This is a genomic window from Microbacterium sp., assembly GCF_047972865.1.
Classification (GTDB): domain Bacteria; phylum Actinomycetota; class Actinomycetes; order Actinomycetales; family Microbacteriaceae; genus Microbacterium.
The window spans coordinates 1-18901 of the sequence record NZ_JBKEAY010000052.1; the positions used below are offsets into that span (position 1 = coordinate 1).

16 protein-coding genes are annotated in these 18901 nt (G+C 69.2%); 5 read left to right on the forward strand and 11 right to left on the reverse strand.

Annotated elements, in window-relative coordinates:
* Window positions 1–142: 142 nt before the first annotated feature.
* Both ACK5KK_RS03030 and ACK5KK_RS03035 read right to left on the reverse strand, forming a co-directional pair.
* The gene (locus tag ACK5KK_RS03030) at window positions 143–865 is read right to left on the reverse strand and encodes a CDP-alcohol phosphatidyltransferase family protein (protein WP_416888617.1); all 723 of its coding nucleotides are present in this window, start codon (window positions 863–865) and stop codon (window positions 143–145) included.
* Window positions 862–1908 (reverse strand): glycosyltransferase, encoded by a 1047-nt coding sequence (locus ACK5KK_RS03035; RefSeq protein ID WP_416888618.1) that lies wholly within the window; start codon window positions 1906–1908, stop codon window positions 862–864. The genes ACK5KK_RS03030 and ACK5KK_RS03035 overlap by 4 nt, the downstream gene beginning before the upstream one ends.
* Window positions 1909–2009: 101 nt before the next feature.
* Here ACK5KK_RS03035 and ACK5KK_RS03040 point away from each other — a divergent pair, with 101 nt between their 5' ends.
* Window positions 2010–2918 carry a glycosyltransferase family 2 protein gene (locus ACK5KK_RS03040; protein ID WP_416888619.1) on the forward strand — a complete coding sequence of 303 codons (909 nt, stop codon included), beginning with the start codon at window positions 2010–2012 and terminating at the stop codon, window positions 2916–2918.
* A gap of 6 nt (window positions 2919–2924) precedes the next feature.
* Here the strand turns inward: ACK5KK_RS03040 and ACK5KK_RS03045 are convergent, their stop codons facing one another.
* From ACK5KK_RS03045 to ACK5KK_RS03055, 3 genes are read right to left on the reverse strand one after another with little or no spacing between them, the layout of a single operon-like run.
* Window positions 2925–4259 (reverse strand): polysaccharide biosynthesis protein, encoded by a 1335-nt coding sequence (locus ACK5KK_RS03045; RefSeq protein WP_416888620.1) that lies wholly within the window; start codon window positions 4257–4259, stop codon window positions 2925–2927.
* Window positions 4260–5516 carry a hypothetical protein gene (locus ACK5KK_RS03050; RefSeq protein ID WP_416888621.1) on the reverse strand — a complete coding sequence of 419 codons (1257 nt, stop codon included), beginning with the start codon at window positions 5514–5516 and terminating at the stop codon, window positions 4260–4262.
* 2 nt (window positions 5517–5518) lie between these two features.
* Window positions 5519–6955, reverse strand: coding sequence for a Wzz/FepE/Etk N-terminal domain-containing protein (locus ACK5KK_RS03055; protein ID WP_416888622.1), 1437 nt, complete (start codon window positions 6953–6955; stop codon window positions 5519–5521).
* Between the two features lie 143 nt (window positions 6956–7098).
* Here ACK5KK_RS03055 and ACK5KK_RS03060 point away from each other — a divergent pair, with 143 nt between their 5' ends.
* Complete coding sequence (locus tag ACK5KK_RS03060) at window positions 7099–8028, forward strand: glycerophosphodiester phosphodiesterase (protein WP_416888623.1); 930 nt, start codon at window positions 7099–7101, stop codon at window positions 8026–8028.
* On the opposite strand, the gene ACK5KK_RS03065 is transcribed toward ACK5KK_RS03060, so the two are convergent.
* The 5 genes from ACK5KK_RS03065 to ACK5KK_RS03085 all read right to left on the reverse strand — a co-directional run bounded on the left by ACK5KK_RS03065 (window position 8009) and on the right by ACK5KK_RS03085 (window position 14249).
* Window positions 8009–9175, reverse strand: coding sequence for a glycosyltransferase family 4 protein (locus ACK5KK_RS03065; protein WP_416888624.1), 1167 nt, complete (start codon window positions 9173–9175; stop codon window positions 8009–8011). The genes ACK5KK_RS03060 and ACK5KK_RS03065 overlap by 20 nt on opposite strands.
* Window positions 9172–10059, reverse strand: coding sequence for a hypothetical protein (locus ACK5KK_RS03070; protein ID WP_416888625.1), 888 nt, complete (start codon window positions 10057–10059; stop codon window positions 9172–9174). The genes ACK5KK_RS03065 and ACK5KK_RS03070 overlap by 4 nt, the downstream gene beginning before the upstream one ends.
* Before the next feature lies 1 nt (window position 10060).
* Window positions 10061–11173, reverse strand: coding sequence for a Gfo/Idh/MocA family protein (locus ACK5KK_RS03075; protein ID WP_416888626.1), 1113 nt, complete (start codon window positions 11171–11173; stop codon window positions 10061–10063).
* Window positions 11170–12420, reverse strand: a complete 1251-nt coding sequence (locus ACK5KK_RS03080; protein WP_416888627.1) for a DUF1972 domain-containing protein — start codon at window positions 12418–12420, stop codon at window positions 11170–11172. The genes ACK5KK_RS03075 and ACK5KK_RS03080 overlap by 4 nt, the downstream gene beginning before the upstream one ends.
* Before the next feature lie 302 nt (window positions 12421–12722).
* Window positions 12723–14249, reverse strand: coding sequence for a sugar transferase (locus tag ACK5KK_RS03085; protein ID WP_416888628.1), 1527 nt, complete (start codon window positions 14247–14249; stop codon window positions 12723–12725).
* A 249-nt stretch (window positions 14250–14498) separates the two neighbouring features.
* Here ACK5KK_RS03085 and ACK5KK_RS03090 point away from each other — a divergent pair, with 249 nt between their 5' ends.
* The 3 genes from ACK5KK_RS03090 to ACK5KK_RS03100 all read left to right on the forward strand — a co-directional run bounded on the left by ACK5KK_RS03090 (window position 14499) and on the right by ACK5KK_RS03100 (window position 18425).
* On the forward strand, window positions 14499–14855 hold the full coding sequence (locus ACK5KK_RS03090; RefSeq protein WP_416888629.1) for a TfoX/Sxy family protein: 357 nt from the start codon (window positions 14499–14501) through the stop codon (window positions 14853–14855).
* A gap of 259 nt (window positions 14856–15114) precedes the next feature.
* Complete coding sequence (katG, locus tag ACK5KK_RS03095; protein ID WP_416888630.1) at window positions 15115–17349, forward strand: catalase/peroxidase HPI; 2235 nt, start codon at window positions 15115–15117, stop codon at window positions 17347–17349.
* A gap of 209 nt (window positions 17350–17558) precedes the next feature.
* Window positions 17559–18425, forward strand: coding sequence for an NAD(P)-binding domain-containing protein (locus tag ACK5KK_RS03100; RefSeq protein WP_416888631.1), 867 nt, complete (start codon window positions 17559–17561; stop codon window positions 18423–18425).
* A 96-nt stretch (window positions 18426–18521) separates the two neighbouring features.
* On the opposite strand, the gene ACK5KK_RS03105 is transcribed toward ACK5KK_RS03100, so the two are convergent.
* Window positions 18522–18901, reverse strand: a 380-nt coding sequence (locus ACK5KK_RS03105) for an ATP-binding protein (protein ID WP_416888632.1), incomplete at its 5' end; no start/stop codon positions are given.

Genomic DNA, 18901 nt, shown 5'->3' on the forward strand with positions numbered 1-18901 from the left:
CACGACGGCCGCGCTGCAGGCGCCCGGTGCGGCTGGCTTGTCGATCTACCTCGGAGCGAGCGTCCCCAACACGCCCTTCCTCACCCAGATCGACAACCTCACCATCACCACACCCTGACCACACCCGCCCAGGACCACGCCCCTACGCGGCGGGAAGCGAGCGGTACCAGCGCGTCAACGCGACGAGCAGGATCAGGGCGTTGAGCACGAGCAGGACGGCGTACACGGGGACGAAGACGGCCGGCAGCCACAGCAGCAGCATCACCAGCATCAGCAGCCCGTAGTCGGTCGGTGCGACCGCGAGAGAGTACAGCGGCGATGTGCGGACGCGGGTCGATTGCGCGGTGCGCTCCGCGGTCGGTGTGGACGAGGCCCGCCGCAGCAGGTCAGTCATGATGAAACCGAAGAAGAACGCAGTGGACACCACCGAATAGGCCAGTGGGATCAGCAGCAGGCCCTGGTCGATCTCGTAGAAACGGGCCCAGCAGATCAGCACCGCCAGATGGATCGACGACATCTTGATCGCGTCGGCCATGTGGTCGAACCATTCCCCGCGGGGGCTGCCGCCGCCGCGGAGCCTGGCCAGCTGGCCGTCCGCTGAATCCAGACCGTAGCCGAGCACGAGGAGAACCGTGATCGAGACCGAGCTGACCCACGTGGGCGGGACCGTGGCGATCATGGCGATGGCGCTGAAGGTGCACAAGGCGCTGACCAGCGTCACCTGGTTCGGTGTCATGCGCAGCGTGTGCGCGGCGGCGGCGAAGACACGGCCCAGCGGCCGATTGACGAACCGGGAATAGGCCGGTGCCCCGGCGGAGGACTTCTGCGCGGCGCTGAGCGATCTGATCGACTCGATGAAGGTCATCGGCTCCTCCTCCGGTTGTGACGCGTCATCGCGGCGTCGAAGACGTGGGCGTGCGCCTCACCGGCATCCGGCCACGCGCGTGCCGAGAGATCGGGGAGCTGTGTCGGGATGCCGCGGTCGAGTGCCGTCGCGAGATCCGCGGCGTCGACGATGTCGTCGAAGAGGTGGAGCCAGCCGTCACCGACCTCCTGCGCCAGCTCTTCGGTGATCGGATTGCGCGGGGCCAAGACCGGCCGTTCCAGCGACAACGCCAGCAGCAGCGCTCCCGAGTTGTGCATCGCGGCATAGGGCAAGGCGACGAGACTCGCTTCGGTGATGCGCTGGACCAGCGTCGCGTCGTCGAGGAAGCGGAGGTCGGCGGTGATGCGGGCGTCGGCGGCGGCGCGGTCGCGCACTTCGGCGGCGAGGCGCGCATCCGGGCAGGCTCCCGCGATCACCAGCCGCGCTTCGGCGTCGTCGAGACCGGCGAACGCGGTGAGGAGGCTGTCGGTGCCCTTGTATCCGCGGATCTGCCCCACGCTCGCAACGGCGCGCGGCCGGGGCGGAGAGGCCGGATGGGAGGCGTAATAGTCGCGGTAGTCGCCGTGGGGGATCAGATGCGCGGGGGGTGTACCCGGCGGGAGCGGCGAGTGCGCGTTGAGCGTGATCCACTCCGTGGTGAGGGCATCCCAGCGGGCGAGGATGCGCTGCTCGGCGCGTGAACCCTGCTCGTGCGGCGCCACGTTGTGGACCGTGCGGACCACCGGAATGCGTTGCGCGCGCACGCGCAGTTGCATGGCGCGGGTGAGGAGGCGCTTGACGCGGGTCTTCCCCCGCGACGACCCGCGGCTGAGCAACTCGGGCCAGTGCACGTGGAAGAGGTCGTAGCGGCCCAGCAACGCGCGGCGCCACGAGAACAACACCACATCGTCGTGCTGTGCGACGGTGGCGACGAGCTGGTGCAAGTACGGGTTCGTCGTGGGACGCAACTGGGGCACCGATTCCATGACGACCGCTCGGCTCGTCGGTACGGTCTTCGCTGTGCGCCGCAGGCTCGACGGCATCGATTGTCCTCCCCCCGAGGCCGCGACGTACAATGCTGTGTGCCGACCCAGTCTAGCGGGCCACCGCGCGCGGTCGGTGTCGTGAGGGGCTGGGGGAAGTGATGGACGACGCGCGTCGCGCCGTGGGGGTCGTGGTGGTCAACTACGGCTCCGCCGACATGGTCGAGCGAAATCTCGCCGTGCTCGATGAGCTCGCCGGACCGCGGGTGATCGTCGTCGTGGACAACTTCTCGACGTCCGAGGAACGTGCGCGCGCCGTCGCGCTCTGTCGCCGTCGCGGGTGGGTCGTGGCGACCCCCGACACGAACACTGGGTTCGGGGGCGGGGTGAACCTCGGGGTGCGGGTCGCACAGGAACACGGAGCCCGCGATCTCCTGCTCGTCAACCCCGATGCGCGCCTCCTCCCCGGCGACGTCGCGCGACTCGCCGCCGCCAGCGCCAGCGCCGGCGCCGGCCCCGTGCTGTGTGCGCCGGTCGTGCGTCGCCCCGACGGCCGGGTGTGGTCGGCGGGGCTCTGGCTCGACGAGGAGACCGGCGCGATCCGGCGGGGGGACGATCCGCCGTCGCGGGGACACCGCTGGCTCACCGGAGCCTGCCTCTGGGTCCCCGAGGAGGCGTGGGCGGCGATCGGCGGATTCGACGAGTCGTATTTCCTGTACTGGGAGGATGTGGATTTCTGTCGCCGCGCACTCGAGGCCGGATGCGAACTGCGCGTCGTCGCCGATGCCGAAGCCGTGCACGAGGTCGGTGCCACGCAGGACGGGTCGGCGCGGGCCAAATCCCCGGCCTACTACTACTACAACATCTGCAACCGGGGTCGGTACGCGGCGGCCCACCTGGGCCGGGAGGACATCCGCCGCTGGCGGCGGGGGGATTTCGCATCTGCGCGGGAGATCGTGCTGCGCGGTGGTCGACAGCAGTTCCTGCGGCCCTGGCGGGTGATTCCCCCCGTGGTGCGCGGTCTGCGCGACGCGCGCCGGCTCACGGCCGCCGCGCTGCGTCGGCGCTAGCGCCGCTCAGTCCGCCGCGCGGTAGCGGCGCCGCATCCGGCGCCGGCGGCGGCGAATGTCCATGAGGACGTATCGGTAGTAGGGCAGCACCTGGCACAATCCCACGGCGATGACCGATCCGGTGATCGCGCCCGCCGCTCCCCACACCGGGATGAGCAGGATGGAGATACCGATCGAGGTAGGGATCATCAGCAGGGTCGGGATGACCTGGAACTTCAGTCCGCGCTCGTCGGTCATGTACATGCCCAGCGGGTACTTCAGTGCCTGAACGATCACGAACGCGACGAAGGCCACCACGAGCCCCACCGGCAGCTGGATGAGCCCGTCCGAGACGAACCATGACAGCAGTGGCGACAGTGCGGCCATGACGACGGCCAGCGCGAGGCCTCCGCCGAGGAACCACAGAACAGGTCGGTGCGGCGAGATGATCTCCTTTTCGCTGCGCGCGCGGGCGAAGATCGGCCACAGTGCGACCCCCGCCGCCGACACCGTCTGCAGTGCGATCGAGAACAGCTGGAAAGCGAGGTTGTACTGGGCGAGGGCCATCGTCGTGGACAGTTGGCTGATGAGGATGCGGTCGGTCTGCATCGACAGCGCCATCGAGATGGTCTGGATCAGGGTGGGCCAGGCCAGTTGCAGCACGCTCACGCCTGGCACCGCGCGCGTGCGGGGCACCGCCGCGATGGCCTTGCCCAGCGTGGGGCGGATGGCGCGGGCCGAGATGATCAGGCAGATCACCGAGACCAGTACGTTGGCGAGGTAGGAGAAGATGGCGAGGAAGTCCCCCGCCGGGAGAGACAGCACGACGCAGGTGCCGACGCACAGCAGCATGAACGGCGCGACGACCGCTTGCACGCCGACCTGTGTCGTCGTCTTGCCCAGCCCCACCAGGATGCGTTGCCCGACAGTGAGGGGGACTCCGACCCCGAAGGTGACCAGACACAGCGCCGCCGACAGTTCTCCGGCACCGGGGGTCAGCGCGTCACCGAGGATCGCGCGCCACAGGCCCGAGAAGTACAGCAGCATCGCGATGCTCGAGATGATGAACCCCGAGACGACGAGGATGCGCATGGCGCTGGTGAGGGCGCGCAGCACGTACGGGTCGCGCCGCGGGTCCTTGGACTCGGCGATCGCGTTGATCACAACGGCCGCCAGGCCGAGGTCCGCGAACGGGATCAGCGCCGAGAGCGTTGTCAGCAGGCCGTACTGGGCGAACGCGTCGACACCGAAGTTCGTCACGATCATGCGGCTCGTGACGATGCCGATGAGGCCCGAAACCCCCATGACGGCCACCTTGACGCCGGCGGTCGAACCGACCGAGCGCCACCTCGTCGACGCCATTCAGCCGCCACCCCACGGTACGGTGTGTCGGTCACGGCGGTGGCGGGGCAGCAGCAGGGCGAGGCACAGCGCGACGGTGAAGTACGTGGTGCCGATCGGACTGAAGAACAGGTCCCACAGGGTGCGGGTGCCGAGAAAGAGCGCGACCCCGGTGGCCGTGCCGATCGCGATCGACGACGACATCCCGTACACGACGTAGATGAGGATCGCCGCCGCGAACGCGGCGCCGGCCAGGCCGCCCAGCAACCAGAGGTCGCCGATCAGCGAGTGCACCTCGAACTTGGAGCCGAACATGTAGCGGTCGACGTACCCGTTGTTGATCGGGTTGTAGTCGAGCGTCGCCATGCCCTCTTTCGCGATCTGGATGTCCTCGAAGGAGGGTTTGGTGCCGGTGCCGTATCCCCACGGTTGCGCGCGGAGAAGGGCGAGGGTTGCGCCGAGCTCGGGGCGCCCGCCGAGGAGGACGCTTCCGGTCGCCTCGATCTGCTCCGCGGTGCGCTCCTGCACCTGTTCGCCGAGCACACCCTCGACCATGGCGGATTGCAGGGCGAAGAACCCCGCGATCCCGATCACCGTGATCTGGACGCCGACCGTGAACGGCGACCGTTGGCTGGTGCCGTCGGGTCGGCGCCGGATGAGCAGGAGCGCGGCCGCGATTACGAGAGTGGCGGCGAGGGAGCGTGAGTCGAAGACCGCCGAGACGACGGCGAGGGCGACCATGGCGGCGACCTCGCGTTTCAGGGTTCTGGTGACGGCGGGAAGCGAGAGCACCAGCAGGGTCACCGGCACCGACAGCGAGAACTTCCAGGCGTTGTCCGGGTTGACTCCGTCCAGCGCCACATTCAGGAGCGTGCCGGCTCCGTAGGCGGCGGCGGTGCCGTGCAGGCCGATGACCGAACGCGCCCACAGCAGGGTGATCACGCAGATTCCGATGGCGAACAACCGGAAGGACTCGCTGACCATCTGGCTCGTTGTCGCGGTGTGGTCCACCACGGAGGCCAACGTCAGCAGTGCGCCGTTGACCGCCGCCAGCGCGCTGAGCACGAAGATCACCAGGCCGCCGCGGTATCGCCGCGCCGCCGGCAAGGTGACCGGGAGCAGCAAGAGCGCCGCAGCGGCGCCGAGGTGGAGGTTCAGCGGGAGATTGACTCGCACGGCGAGCAGAACGCTGATCGCGATGGCGACTATCTGCGGCAGACGGTCCGCCGCCCGGGAACCGGGCGGACCTCCCCACACGCGTCGAGAGGCGATCGGCATCGTCACACCCGCGGCGTCGAGGCCATCGATCGATAGCCTGCGCGCGTCGTGGTCTCCCTGTTCGCCGGTGCCGCCGGCTCGTCGATGACCGGTGCAGCGGCGGCGCGCATCGTCGGCGCCGCCGCCATCCGCCGCTTGGGCACACCGTCCAGAACCGTACCGAGCAGGTGCGCTTCGGCGTCGCGCAGCGCCCCGAGTGCGCGAGCGAGTCGACGTCGCGACGTACGGCCCCACTGCGCGATCAGCAGTGCTCCGTCGGTGACGTGCGAGAGCCACAGCGCGTCGGCGACGGCGGGTGTCGGGCCGGCGGTGATCACCACCAGGTCGTAGGCCTTGGTGCAGTCGGCGATCAGCGTTCGCATCGCGGCCCCCGACAGCAGCTGACTCGGGTCGGCCGGGATCGGTCCGGCCGCCAGGACGTCGATGTCGGCCTCACCCCACCGCTGGATCGATCGGGCCACCGGAGCGTCGGCGGTCAGCGCGCGCGTCAGTCCGATCCCCTCGGACAGCCCGGTCAGCTCCGCCAGAGAGGGACGACGCAGGTCGGCGTCGATCGCCAGCACGCTCTTGCCCGTCTGTCCCACCACGGTCGCCAGAGCCAGGGCGAGAGGTCCCTGGTGCCCGTCGACGGCGGGCGCCGTGATCACCAGCGAACGCAGACCCCCCGGGACGGAGAGGTAGCTGACGTTCGCCGCCAGGGCGCGAACGGAGTCGGTGACGGGGCTCAGCGGGCTGTCCAGCACGAGGCGGTGCGCCTCGCTGTAGTCGGTGCTGCGCAGCACCTGCCCGACGATGGGCGCATCGGTCAGCTGCGCCACGTCGCGGGGGTCGGAGACCTGATCCCACCAGAGGCGCCGGGCGAGCGCGTACAGCAGCCCCGCGATCAGGCCGACCAGCGCGCCGAGGGCGACGTACATCGTGGTGTTCGGCGACACGGCGAACCGCGGGACCGCCGGTTCTTCCAGCGTGACCGTCGTGATCGCCTCGATCCCGTCCTCGCTGCGCGGGGACACGGTCGGGATCGCCTTCTGCAGGCTCACGACCACGGCCGAGGCGATCTGCTGCGCACGCTCGGGGTCGCCGTCGTTGACGGAGATGTCGATGACGGCGGTGCCCAGCGGATTAGAGGCGCTGACCGAGTCCGCCAGTCGCCCGGGCGTCGTGGGCAGGTCGAGTTCGTCGATCACGTCTTGCAGGACGATGTCTGAGGTGGCGAAGACGACATAGGACGCGATCGTGGCTTGCACGAACGTCGATCCCTGCACCAGCTCGACGGTGCTGTCGCCACGGTCGTTCGACAGCAGGACGCTGCCGGAAGACCGGTACACTTCCGGCGTGGTCCGCGCGATCCCGAACCCGATCGCGGCGCCGATGAGCGTGAGGACCACGAGCATGATCCAGTGTTTTCTCAGTGCGTGTGCATATTCGACAACTGACATCTTCTGTTTCCCCCAGAAATTGACTTCGGCGCGCTACCCCCTCGCGCTTCGTGACGTCCGACGCGACCCCATGATGCGATCGGACGTCCTATCCAGCATAATTTACTCCTGCTTCTTTCCGAACACGTGTGTGGGGGATGGCGATGGAAACCGGAACAGCGGGGGACGGCGCTGCGCCCGAGCGCCGCGGAGTGAGTCGGCGCGCCGTGGTCGTCGGTGCCGCCGCGCTCGCCGCCGGCGCGATCGGCGTTCCGCTCGGGTGGATGCTTCGGGAGCAACTGTCGCCACCGGGGTCCCCGGCCGCGACGCCGATGCCCACGGCGACCGCCGTGGAGCCGCCGGTGGCGGCCATGCAGGCGGCGGCCGTGTTCACCGTCGCGCATCGCGGGGGCTCGGCCGACTGGCCGGAGATGTCGCGGATCGCCTACGATGACGCGGCTGCGCGGGGGGTCGATGCCCTGGAGATGTCGCTGGCGCGCACGTCGGACGGTGTCTGGGTCGGTTCCCATGACCGCGAGCTCGACCGCGTCACGGGGGAGAGCGACTTCGAAGTGGGCGCGCACACGTGGGCCGAGGTGCAGCAGCTGACGATGCGCCCCACCGCGGCGGGCCAGCAGCCGCAGGGATTCCTCCGGGTCGAGGAGTTCATCGATGTATACCACGAGCGGTATGCATTGTGGCTCGACCCGAAGGCTGTCCACCGGAAATATTATGAAGAGCTGATGGCGATCATGGTCGCCCGAGTGCCGCACCCGGCTGAGGTGTACGTCGCCAAGTGCGACGGGTCGATCACCGAGTGGGGGGAGCTGGCGCGGGAGCAGGGCATTCAGAGCTGGGGATTCTATTTCGCCCGCGACCTCGACGCCGATCCGGAACTGTTCGCGCGGACCAACCAGGCGTGGAGCATGATCGGGCTCAACTGGGATGCGTCGCCCGAGCGCTGGCAGGCGTTCGTCGGCGACGGCCGGCCTGTGGTGGCCCACGTGATCACCGATCGATCGCAGTACGATCAGGCGGTGCAGCGCGGGGCGCGCGGAGTGATGCTGGCGTCGGTCAGCGCGGCGCCGGGCTGACCGCGCGCCCGTCGGCGATGACGTCGACGATCTGTCGGCCGTACTGCTCGTGCGAGAACGCGGTCGCCACCTCATCCGCATCGGCGACGGCGCGAGCGGCGAACTGTTCCCACTCCTCGCTGATGCGCAGGACGGCGTCCGCGAGCGCGACGGCGTCGCCGGGCGGGACCAGGACGGTGGCGGTGGAGTGGCGCGATGCCTCCGGCAGGCCGCCGACCGAGCTGACGACGGCGGGGCGCGCGGCCAGCGCCGCCTCGACGGCGGTGTTCCCGAACGGTTCGTCGACGGTGGAGGGGATGAGGGCGACGTCCGCGGCGGCCAGACGCTCCCACACCGCTTCCTGGAAGCCGGAGAACGTCACCGCATCGCCGAGGCCGTGGTCGGTCACGCTGCGGCGCAGCTGTTGCTCGTAGGCCTCGTTGCCCGGGAAGACCTCACCCACCAGCTCGAGGGTCGCCGCCAGACCGCGTTCGCGCAGCAGCGCGAGGGCGTCGACGGCCACGTGCGGTCCCTTGCGGGCCGACAGGCGGCCCACGTAGACCAGGCGCAGCGGGGCGTTCGCCTCGGGGCGGGGCGGGGTGACGCGGTCGGGTCCGCTGACCGCGTTGTACACGATGCGGGTGCGCGCTCGCAGCCAGGGTGCGACACCGGTCATGACGTCGGCGCTGAACCGGCTGTTGATGATGACGCGGTGCGTGAGCGCGAGGGGGGCGTTCAGCGCGTGACGCAGCAGCGGCGCGACCGAGGCCTCGCCTTCGTGCACGTGACAGACGGTGGTGCGGCCCGTCACCCGCGACAACAGCAGCCACAGCGGCGGCGTGATGGTGTTGACGAGCACCGTCCCCGCTTCGCTGCGCCGGAGCACCCGGAGGCTGGGGCGCAGCGAGCGCAGCGTGTCGCGGGCCAGTTCGAACAGGCCGCGTACCGACAGCAGTCCCTTGCGCACCACGGGCGTCGGGCAGATGACGACCTCGGCCCCGGCCCGTTGCAGGTAGGGGATGAGTGGTCCGTCTCCGGCGACGGTCGCCACAACGCGGTAGCCGCCCTCGGTCAGCGCGCGCACCGTCTCGATGGCCATCCGGTCGGAGCCGTACAGGTCGGCGCCTGGATTGGCCAGCAGGAGGGTTCGGGGGTCGCGGCGGCTCACGCGGTGGGCCAGTACTCGTCGACGAGGGCGACGGTCGACGCGATGTTGGCGCGGCTGGAGGCGCCGAACACGATCGCCTCCAGCTGCGGCAGCGCGGTGACCCACTCGATCGCTTCGCGGGGAGCGATCGCGCCGCTGGCGAACACCGACATCGCGACGGCGCGGAAGCGACGGTTGTGGAGGGCGTCGAGATACGCATCGACACCACCCGACATCCGGAACCCGAGCTTGTTGATGTTGGAGCACACGATGGGGTTGTCCAGCCCGACCCGATCGAGGGCGTCGAGCGTCGTCGGCAGGTTCATCGTGATGAATCCGGGTTCGGCCTGGTACCGCGTGCGGACGTGGTCGGCGAAGATGCGGAGGGCATCGGTGAAGCCGAGGCCGACCAGCAGGTCGACCACGACGTTCTGCAGCCAGATGACGGGCGTCGAGAGGCCGGCGAACATCTTCAACTCGGCGTCGATCAGCAGGGTCGTCACCCCCTCGATGTCCTTGCGGGCCAGCGACGAGGTTCCGCGGGCGATGCTGTCGAGCATCCCCTCTTCGGGAAGGAAGCGGCGCACGGCACCCAAGAACCCGTCGTCGGTGATCGCGTTGGCGTACTTGTGCGCGTACGGCATGCACGGGTAGAAGGAGAAGCCCTCGTAGCGCGCCGGTTCCGCTCGGACGCGGTCGCAGACGTCGGTGATGCGGTCGTGGGTGGTGCACATGAACGTGCGCACGCCCTCGTCGTAGGCGCTGTCGAGCACCGCCATGATCGCGTCGAGGTGCTGGAACCGGATCTGCTGCGCGCGCGCCTTCTCCTCCGACATGTGGTTCACGCCGAAGAACTGGTTGTCTCCGAACAGCAGCCGATTCATCGGCGTTGCGGTCTCCGCCACGTCAGTTCCTTCCTCGTAGCGCTCGCCAGGCGGCGGTGAGCCGCCCCTCGGGTGCGGGCGGTGCGGCCATCGTCGCGCCGGCGGGAGTCAATCGGGATGCCTCCCGTGCCGAGTCCTCGCCGATCAGGGCGATCACCCGATCGGTGGCGGCCGCGGAGGTGAAGTCGTTCTCACCGCGCACCTGACCGGAGGCGACCCGGGTGACGAACGCGTCCAGTTGCACGCTGTACTCCTCGCCGCGCAGGTAGAACCAGGGCGCCTCGGTCAGGTCGGTCGTGTAGCGCACGTTCCATCCCGGTTCGTACCCCGCCACCGGCGGCGCGGTGTCTCGCAGGTACACCTGGATCTCCTGACGGTCGGCGTAGATGCGGCCGTGCGGTCCCCACAGCGTGAGTTTCGTGGTCATCTTGCGCTGGGACTCGTCGGACCAGTTCGCGATGATCTGCGCGGTCCCGCCGGGGTAGTGCAGCGTGCTGGCCACGGCGTCATCGATCTGTGCGGAGAAGATCTGCGTGAGCTGGCTGCCGCTGACTCCGCTCGGTGAGCCGAGCATCCAGGTCAGGAGGTTCAGCGGGTGCGCGGCGTAGTCGTAGAGGCATCCGCCGCCGGTGGCGCGCTGACTGCGCCACGTGTGCCCGGACGGGCGCAGCACGACGGGCCCGTACGCTTCGGCGAGCGCTGTCGCCACCGGTCCGATGGTACCGAGGTCGACCAGGCGGTGGGCCTCGCGGAAGCTCTCCACGAACCGGTTGTGATACCCGACCTGGGTGACGAGGCCACGTTCGACGGCGATCCGGGCCAGCTCCTCACCCTCCGCGGGATCGATGACCAGCGGTTTCTCGCAGAAGACGTGGATGCCGCGATCGAACGCCGCGCGGATCATGTCGGCGTGCAGATGGGTCGGCGTCGCGACGATGAGCGCCTGCGGCCGGGCCTGGTCCAGCATCTTGCCGAGGTCTTTGTATGTCTCGATGCCGGTGTACTTGTTGAGGATGCTGAGGAGGTAGCCGGTGGCGTCGCACACGCCGACGAGGTTGACGTCCGGGTGTGCGCGGATCATGGACAGGTGGGATAGGCCCATCTTTCCCAGGCCGACCACTGCGATATCAATCATGAACGTCCCGTCCGTTGCGGTGAAGCTGCGATGTCGGGCACCCGTTTCGCCCGTGCCGTGCGCAGAGCGTGCTCGTACTCCGACCCGATCTTGTGCCACGTGAATTCGTCGCGGAACCGTTGCCGGTTCGCGCGCCCCAGGAACGCCCGCTGTTCGGGGTCGTGGAGCAGGCTGTCCAGCACGGGGGCCAGATCGTCCGCCGTCGTGAAGAACTCGCCCTCGCCGATCACCCAACTGTTGTAGACGTTGTCGTGCGCGATGACCGCGTTGCCGGCGGCCATCGCTTCCACGAGCGACGGGTTCGTGCCGCCCACGGTGTGGCCGTGCAGGTACACCGCGGCGTGGAAGCGGAGCGCCTGCAGCCGCTCCGCGTCGAAGATCGCGCCGGGGAAGACGACCTCGTCCGAGGCAGCATCCCGTACCGCGCGATGGTAGGGGTCGGTCGTGTCGTACGGGCCGACCACCAGCAGCGGCATGCCGCGTCGGATGCGTGACCACGCCTGCACGATCTCCAGCACGGAGTTCTCCGGGATCGGCCGGCACACCACGATGCCGTACCCGTCGGGTGTGAGATCGAGTGCGGCGACCGGTTCGGTGGGCGCGGTTTCGACCTCGTGGGCGCCGTAGGTGATCGTCTGCACCCGCCGGGAACCGAAGTGGCGGCGCAGGTAGCGGGAGATCACCGGGTGATCGCCGATCAGCACGTCGCCGACCAGGCCCGCGAGGCGCTCGTTGGCCAGCAGGATGCCCTGTTTGACGATGCCCCAGCGTTTGCGCGTCCACTCCATGCCGTCCATGTTGATGACGTTCGGAATGCGCCGCAGCCGGGGAACGATGTTGAACACCCCGGTGTTGTACCCGAAGGTGAGCCAGACATCGCCGTGCTGGTGCGCGGACATGGCGTGGCGGATCGAGCGGAAGTCGAAGGAGCTCGTGCCAAGCCAGCCGCCCCGCGGCTCGTGGATGAGGACGCGCTCGATGCCGTGCCACTGATCGGTGCGGGTCGGTCCCGATCCCGGCAGCTGGCAGTAGACGATGACCCGCCATCCCCGATCGTGCAGGAAGAGTGCGACGTTCTCGGCCGCGGTCTCGAATCCTCCGTACGCGGCCGGCACGCCGTGCGTGCCCAGGATGCGGACGGTGGGACGATGCCCGTCACCGCCGGGCATCCGCTCGTCGCCGTGGTCACGATCCGGTTCCGGGCGTCCTGCCCGCACCGACGTCGCCATGCGCTCTCGAAAGCTCATAGAACTATCCCCCATCATGCGCCGCGCGAATCGTGCCGCACGACGCCGATCATTTCCCCCGGCGCTGCCACGGAGCCCCCCTCCGCGGTGTCGCCACGGGAAATCCCCTGACGCGCGCCAAATCCACTATAGCGCTTGGCCCACGGAAGGGGATTCGTGACGGTGGTGCATCTCGGGGGAGGAGATTCACCGCCGCTGAGGCAGGCGCATGAGGTCCTGCGGGCGGCCTGCGCCACCGTCACGAATCCGATCGAGTTCGCCGGACGCGGGAGCATCCGGCGAAGTCTGTGCGAAGGGCGCCATCAGTACGCCCCCTTCGGAGCGATCATGGCGCGTGCCGTACGCGACATGATCATGAGGTCGTTCATGACCGACCAGTTCTCGACGTATCGCAGGTCGAGGCGGACGCTCTCTTCCCACGTCAGGTCACTGCGACCGCTCACCTGCCAGAGGCCGGTGATGCCGGGCTTGATGAACAGGCGGCGGTAGACGCGCCCTTCGTAGCGGCTCACTTCCCCCGGCAACGGCGGTCGCGGCCCGACGACGCTCATGTCCCCGCGCAGCACGTTCCAGAACTGCGGCAACTCGTCGAGAGAGTACTTCCGCAGGAAGGCGCCGACCCGGGTGACGCGCGGGTCGCGCGTCAGCTTGAACAACGGACCGCTTCCCTCGTTCAGTGCCCGGAGGTTGTCGAGCTGTGCTTCCGCGTCGACGCTCATCGTCCGGAACTTCACGATCGCGAAGGTGCGGCCGTCGCGCCCGACGCGGGTCTGTCGGAAGAACACCGGTCCCCGGTCGTCGAGGGCGATGAGCAGCGCGATGACCGGCGTGATCAGCGCGATCGGGATCAGCGCGACCGTCGACACCGCGATGTCGACGGCGCGCTTGAGCGCGTGCCGGGTTCCTTCGAACTCGGGGATCTTCACCCGGATGAGCGGCAGACCGTCCACCTGCTGGAGCGAGATGCGCGGGCCGGCGACGTCGGCGATCCCGCTGGAGAGCACCAGTTCGGACGCGGTGCCTTCCAGGTCCCAGCTGAGCCGCTTGATGAACTCGGGGTCGTCGTCGGGCCGGTTCGCCACGATGACCGTGTCGGCTCCCAGGCGGCGGGCGTGCTCGGCCACGGTCGCCATCGAGCTGACGACGGGGTAGCTCCGGTTGCCCACGATCAGGTTGTCAGTGCCCCCGTCCGACGGGGCGACACCCACGATGCTGTGACCGTGCGAGGTGCTGTCCCCGACGGTGCGCAGGACGTGCTCGATGTCGTCACGCGTGCCCGTGACGATGGTCCGGCGGGTGAAGCTGCCGCCACGGCGCTGGGCGACCAGCCAACGGCGCCAGCACCACCGCGCGATCAGCACGATGACAGTGCCGGCGGGCAACGCGATCAGCAGTTGGGCGCGCAGGGCGTCCCACGGTGCGATCAGGAACGCCGCCGCGAGGATGCCGAAGGTCGCCGTCGACGCGTGCACGACGCGCTTGTACTCGCTCGGTCCCGACCCGATGACGCTGCCAGCCCGTGAACGCGTGACGCCCAGCGTCCCGATCCACAGCAGCCCGGTCAGCACCGCGGCGGACCAGACATCCGGGCCCGCACCCGCGACGGACATCATGATCACCGCCGTGGCCGCGGTGAGCGCGACGACCAGCAGGACGTCGGTCACGAACAGCCGGGCGCTGAATCCCTGTTCCCACTGCCGGCGCCGTTCCAGTGCCGGCTCCGTGCGTGGGCACGCAGCGAGCGGGCGCACGGAAGGACTGCCCGAGTGCGTCGACGTGCGTTCAGTGGTGTTCGCGTCGACGAGCGAACGTATTTCGATGACACTCATGCGCGCTCGCCACCGTCCCCCGACGTACGCGCGGTACCCCAATACCCCATGTGTTCTACCCCAGATAATGCGTCGAAGCGGCCACAGCCGTACTTCGAGTCCCCGTCTGCACGTCCGCCGGATCCCCATCCGGCTCGAGGTCGATTGCCCGCGACCCCTCGCGCTTGGGCCACTATACCCCGAGCGTTCAGCGAACGAAAGCGAAGCGCGTCGTGGTACGGGGCGCGGGCCGCCGCTACCCTGGGGTCCGTGGCGTACGACAATGGCCTGGCCGATCGCATCCGCGCGCACGTGCCGGCGGGTTCCGAAGTCGCCGAGATCGCGATGTTCGGCGGGGTGTGCTGGACGCTCAACGGCCATATGTTCGCGGGGGTTCTGGGCTCCGCGCTGCTGGTTCCGGTAGGGCGTGACGGCATGGCGGACGCCCTGGCGCGCGGCGCCCACGAGATGCGGATGGGTCAGCACATCATGTCCGGATTCGTCGGTGTCGACGATCCCGACGACGTGCACATCGACGAGTGGCTGACGGAGTCGGTCGCGCGTGCGGCGAATCTGCCGCCGAAGCAGAAGAAGCCGAAGAAGCCGAAGGCGGGTGCGCCCGGGTGACTCCGGGCGGGTGATTCTGCGCGCCCTCTCAGCCGGGACCCCTGGACCCGGGTGTGCGGGGGGACCAGACTGGAACCGTGGGTGCAACGGGGGTGTATCGGGCGACGGCGTCGGCTGTGACGTGCCGCGCTCGACGGCGGGCGGTACGGGTTCTGTGTGGCCCGACCGCCGCTCCTCCGCTGTTCGCCGGTGAGGCGATGCGTCGCCTCGTGGTCCGGGGGGTGCCTGGGCTGTTCCAGAGTAAGGGGAGATGAGAAAAATGGACGACCAGCAAGCGACGTCGGGTACCGAGGGCCTCGTGGAGGCCTCGCAGGCGTCGGGATGCCCGGTGGTGCACGAACCGGCGGTGATGCCGCCGACTCACGCCGACGCCAACCAGGGCTGGTGGCCGACGCGGCTGAATCTGAAGGTGCTGGCGAAGAACCCTGCGGTGGCCAATCCGCTCGGTAGCGATTTCGACTACGCTGCGGCTTTCGACGCCCTCGACCTCGACGAGGTCAAGCGTGACATCGCGCACGTGCTGACCGACTCGCAGCCGTGGTGGCCGGCCGACTTCGGCAACTACGGGCCGTTGATGATCCGCATGGCGTGGCACGCCGCCGGCACGTACCGGGTGCAGGATGGGCGCGGCGGGGCCGGCACGGGCCAGCAGCGGTTCGCCCCTCTCAACAGCTGGCCCGACAACGTCAGCCTCGACAAGGCGCGCCGGTTGCTGTGGCCGGTGAAGAAGAAGTACGGCAAGGCGCTGTCGTGGGGCGACCTGATGGTGCTGACCGGGAACGTGGCGCTGGAGACGATGGGTCTGCCGACCTTCGGCTTTGCCGGCGGACGAGTGGATGCCTGGGAGCCCGACGACGACGTGTACTGGGGCCCCGAGACGGAGTGGCTCGGCGACGAGCGGTACACGGGGGAGCGTGATCTGGACAACCCGCTCGCGGCGGTGCAGATGGGTCTGATCTACGTGAACCCCGAGGGCCCGAACGGTGAGCCCGATCCGCTGCGGTCGGCGATCGACATCCGCGAGACGTTCGCGCGCATGGCGATGAACGACGAGGAGACGGTCGCGCTGATCGCCGGCGGGCACACGTTCGGCAAGACCCATGGTGCCGGCCCGGCGGAGTCGGTGGGGCCGGAGCCGGAGGCGGCGCCGATGGAGCAGTCCGGCCTGGGGTGGAAGTCGAACTACCGTAGCGGTGTCGGCATCGATGCGATCACGTCGGGCCTGGAGGTCACCTGGACGTACCACCCGACGCGGTGGGACAACGAGTTCTTCCACATCCTGTTCGGTTACGAGTGGGAGCTGTTCGATTCGGCGGCCGGTGCGCACCAGTGGCGCCCCGTCAACGGCGGCGGCGCCGACATGGTGCCGGAGTCGTTCGGGCCGGGCAAGCGGGAGCCGCGCATGTTGACGTCGGACATCGCGTTGCGCACCGACCCGGTGTACGAGAAGATCTCGCGGCGGTTCCTGGAGCATCCCGAAGAGCTGGCGGACGCGTTCGCCCGCGCCTGGTTCAAGCTGACCCACCGTGACATGGGTCCGGTGACCCGGTACCTGGGTGCGGAGGTGCCCGCCGAGGAGTTGCTATGGCAGGATCCGATCCCCGCCGTGGACCACCCGCTGGTCGACGCTGCCGGTGTCGCGGAGCTGAAGAAGCAGATCGTCGACACCGGGTTGTCGGTGTCGCAGCTGGTGAAGACGGCGTGGGGTTCGGCGGCCTCGTATCGCAACAGCGACAAGCGGGGCGGGGCCAACGGCGCCCGCATCCGGTTGGAGCCGATGCGCAGCTGGGACGTCAACGACCCCTTCGAGCTGGGCGAGGTGTTGACGGTTCTGGAGGGCGTGCAGGAGGCGTTCAACGCGTCGGCGAGCGGCGGGACCAAGATCTCGCTGGCCGATCTGATCGTGCTGGCCGGCGGCGTCGGCGTCGAGCTGGCCGCGAAGGCGGCGGGGCACGAGGTGACGGTGCCGTTCACGCCCGGCCGGATGGACGCGACCGCTGAGCAGACCGATGTGGAGTCGGTGGGCTACCTGGAGCCGCGTGCCGACGGGTTCCGCAACTATGTGGGACGAACGGTCGGGATGCCGGCGGAGTACCTGCTGATCGATCGTGCGAACCAGCTCAGCCTGTCGGCGCCGCAGATGACGGTGCTGGTGGGCGGGTTGCGCGCGCTCGGGGCCAACACCGGCGGGTCGGCCCTGGGGGTGTTCACCGATCGGCCCGGCGTGCTGACGAACGACTACTTCGTCAACCTCCTCGATCTGTCCACCCAATGGAAGCCGGTCGCCGAGGCTCCGGAACTGTTCGAGCACCGCGACGCCGACGGCGACGTGGTGTGGACCGGTACCCGTGCCGACCTGGTGTTCTCGTCGAATGCCGAGTTGCGTGCCGTGGCCGAGGTGTACGCGAGCGACGACGCCGCCGAGACGTTCGTCGACGATTTCGTGGCCGCCTGGGTGAAAGTGATGGAACTCGACCGCTTCGACCTGGGGTAGGGGTGACGGGTGTGGGCTGCGGTGATCCGCGGGCCCACACCCGTGTCCGGGCTGCGGTGGGGCCGTGTCCCCGGGCGGATGCGGCGGCGTGCCGGGTGGGGTGGGGCGCGGGGTTGTCCCTTCCCGCCTGGGGTGCGGTGCCGAGCGAGCGCACCTCCGGTTGCTCGTAGCATGAGGGTCGGCGGGGATGCCGGGACTATGGAGGTTTCATGACGACGTTCGGTGTCATCGGTGTCGGGTCGATCGCGTCAGCGATCGTGACCGGGTTGTGCGAGGGGCTGGCCGAGCCGCCGCGGGTGGTGTTGTCTCCGCGGGGCGCGGTGCGTTCCCGGGACCTCGCCGAGCGGATGCCGTCGGTGCGGGTGGCGTCGTCGAATCAGGGAGTGGTCGACGACAGTGACGTGGTGATCGTGGCGGTGCTGCCGCAGCAGGCCGAGGACGTGCTGGGGCAGCTGGCGTTTCGCGCGTATCAGGCCGTCGTCAGCGCGGTGGCGGGGGTGTCGCTGGCGGTGCTGCGCCGTGTTGTTGCTCCCGTGACGGAGGTCGCACGGGGCATTCCGATGCCGGCGGTCGCACACCGGACGAGTGCGACGCCCGTGTTTCCGGCGACCGCTGCCGCGCGAGATCTGTTCGATCGGCTCGGGGGCTGTGTTGTGGTCGCCGAGGAGTCCGCGTTCGATGCGGTGGCGGCGGCGTCGGCGACGGTGGCCGCACACTGCCGGTATCTGGAGGCAATCGCTCGCTGGCTCTCGGCGCACGGAGTGCGCGGCCCCGAAGCGCGGCAGTACGTGGCATCCATCTTCCGGGAACTCTCCGCCGAGTTGGACGTCCCGGAGCCGGATTTCGACGCGATGGCCACCGCGCACTCGACTCCCGGCGGCCTGAACGAGCAGTTCGCCCGCCATCTCGCCGCCGCCGGCGCGTTCGCCGCCGTCCCCACCGGCCTGGACGCCGTCCTCACCCGCGTCACCACCCCGGGACCCCCCGCCCCACTCCGCCCCAGCACCCCGCGCGACTACAGCGGCGCCAGCGAGACCCCGCGTTTTACGCGCGGTCTCGATTGGCGCATAGCCTGAGTTGGTACGGCTAGTCCAGCGACCTGGTACTGGCGTTCCGTGGAGGTGGTACCGGCTCCGGGCTAGGGGGTCCTCGGGAGCCGGCACCGTTGGGTGTTACTCCCAGTAGTCCTCGTGGGCGCGGGCGTGGTCGTGGCGGAGTCTGCGCATGTCGATCTGGCCGAGCTTGATCGTCCGGGCGTGGTTGGCGAGCCGGTTCACGATGGAGTCGGCCGCGACCCGGTCGGGGAGTTCGGCGACCCAGTGCGCGGGGCCGGTTTGCGATGCGATGATCGTGGGCAACCGGTGTTCCCGGTTGGCGAGGATCGCGAACAGATCGCTGGCGGCGTCGCTGTCGATGCCGACCGTTAAGAAGTCGTCCAAGATCAAGACGGCTGTTTCGGAGAGCTCGTTGAGCAGCTTCTGGTGTGCGATGCTGTCGCTGCGGGCGATCACGAGCCGGCGGGCGAGGTCATCCATCCTCGCGTAGGTGACGG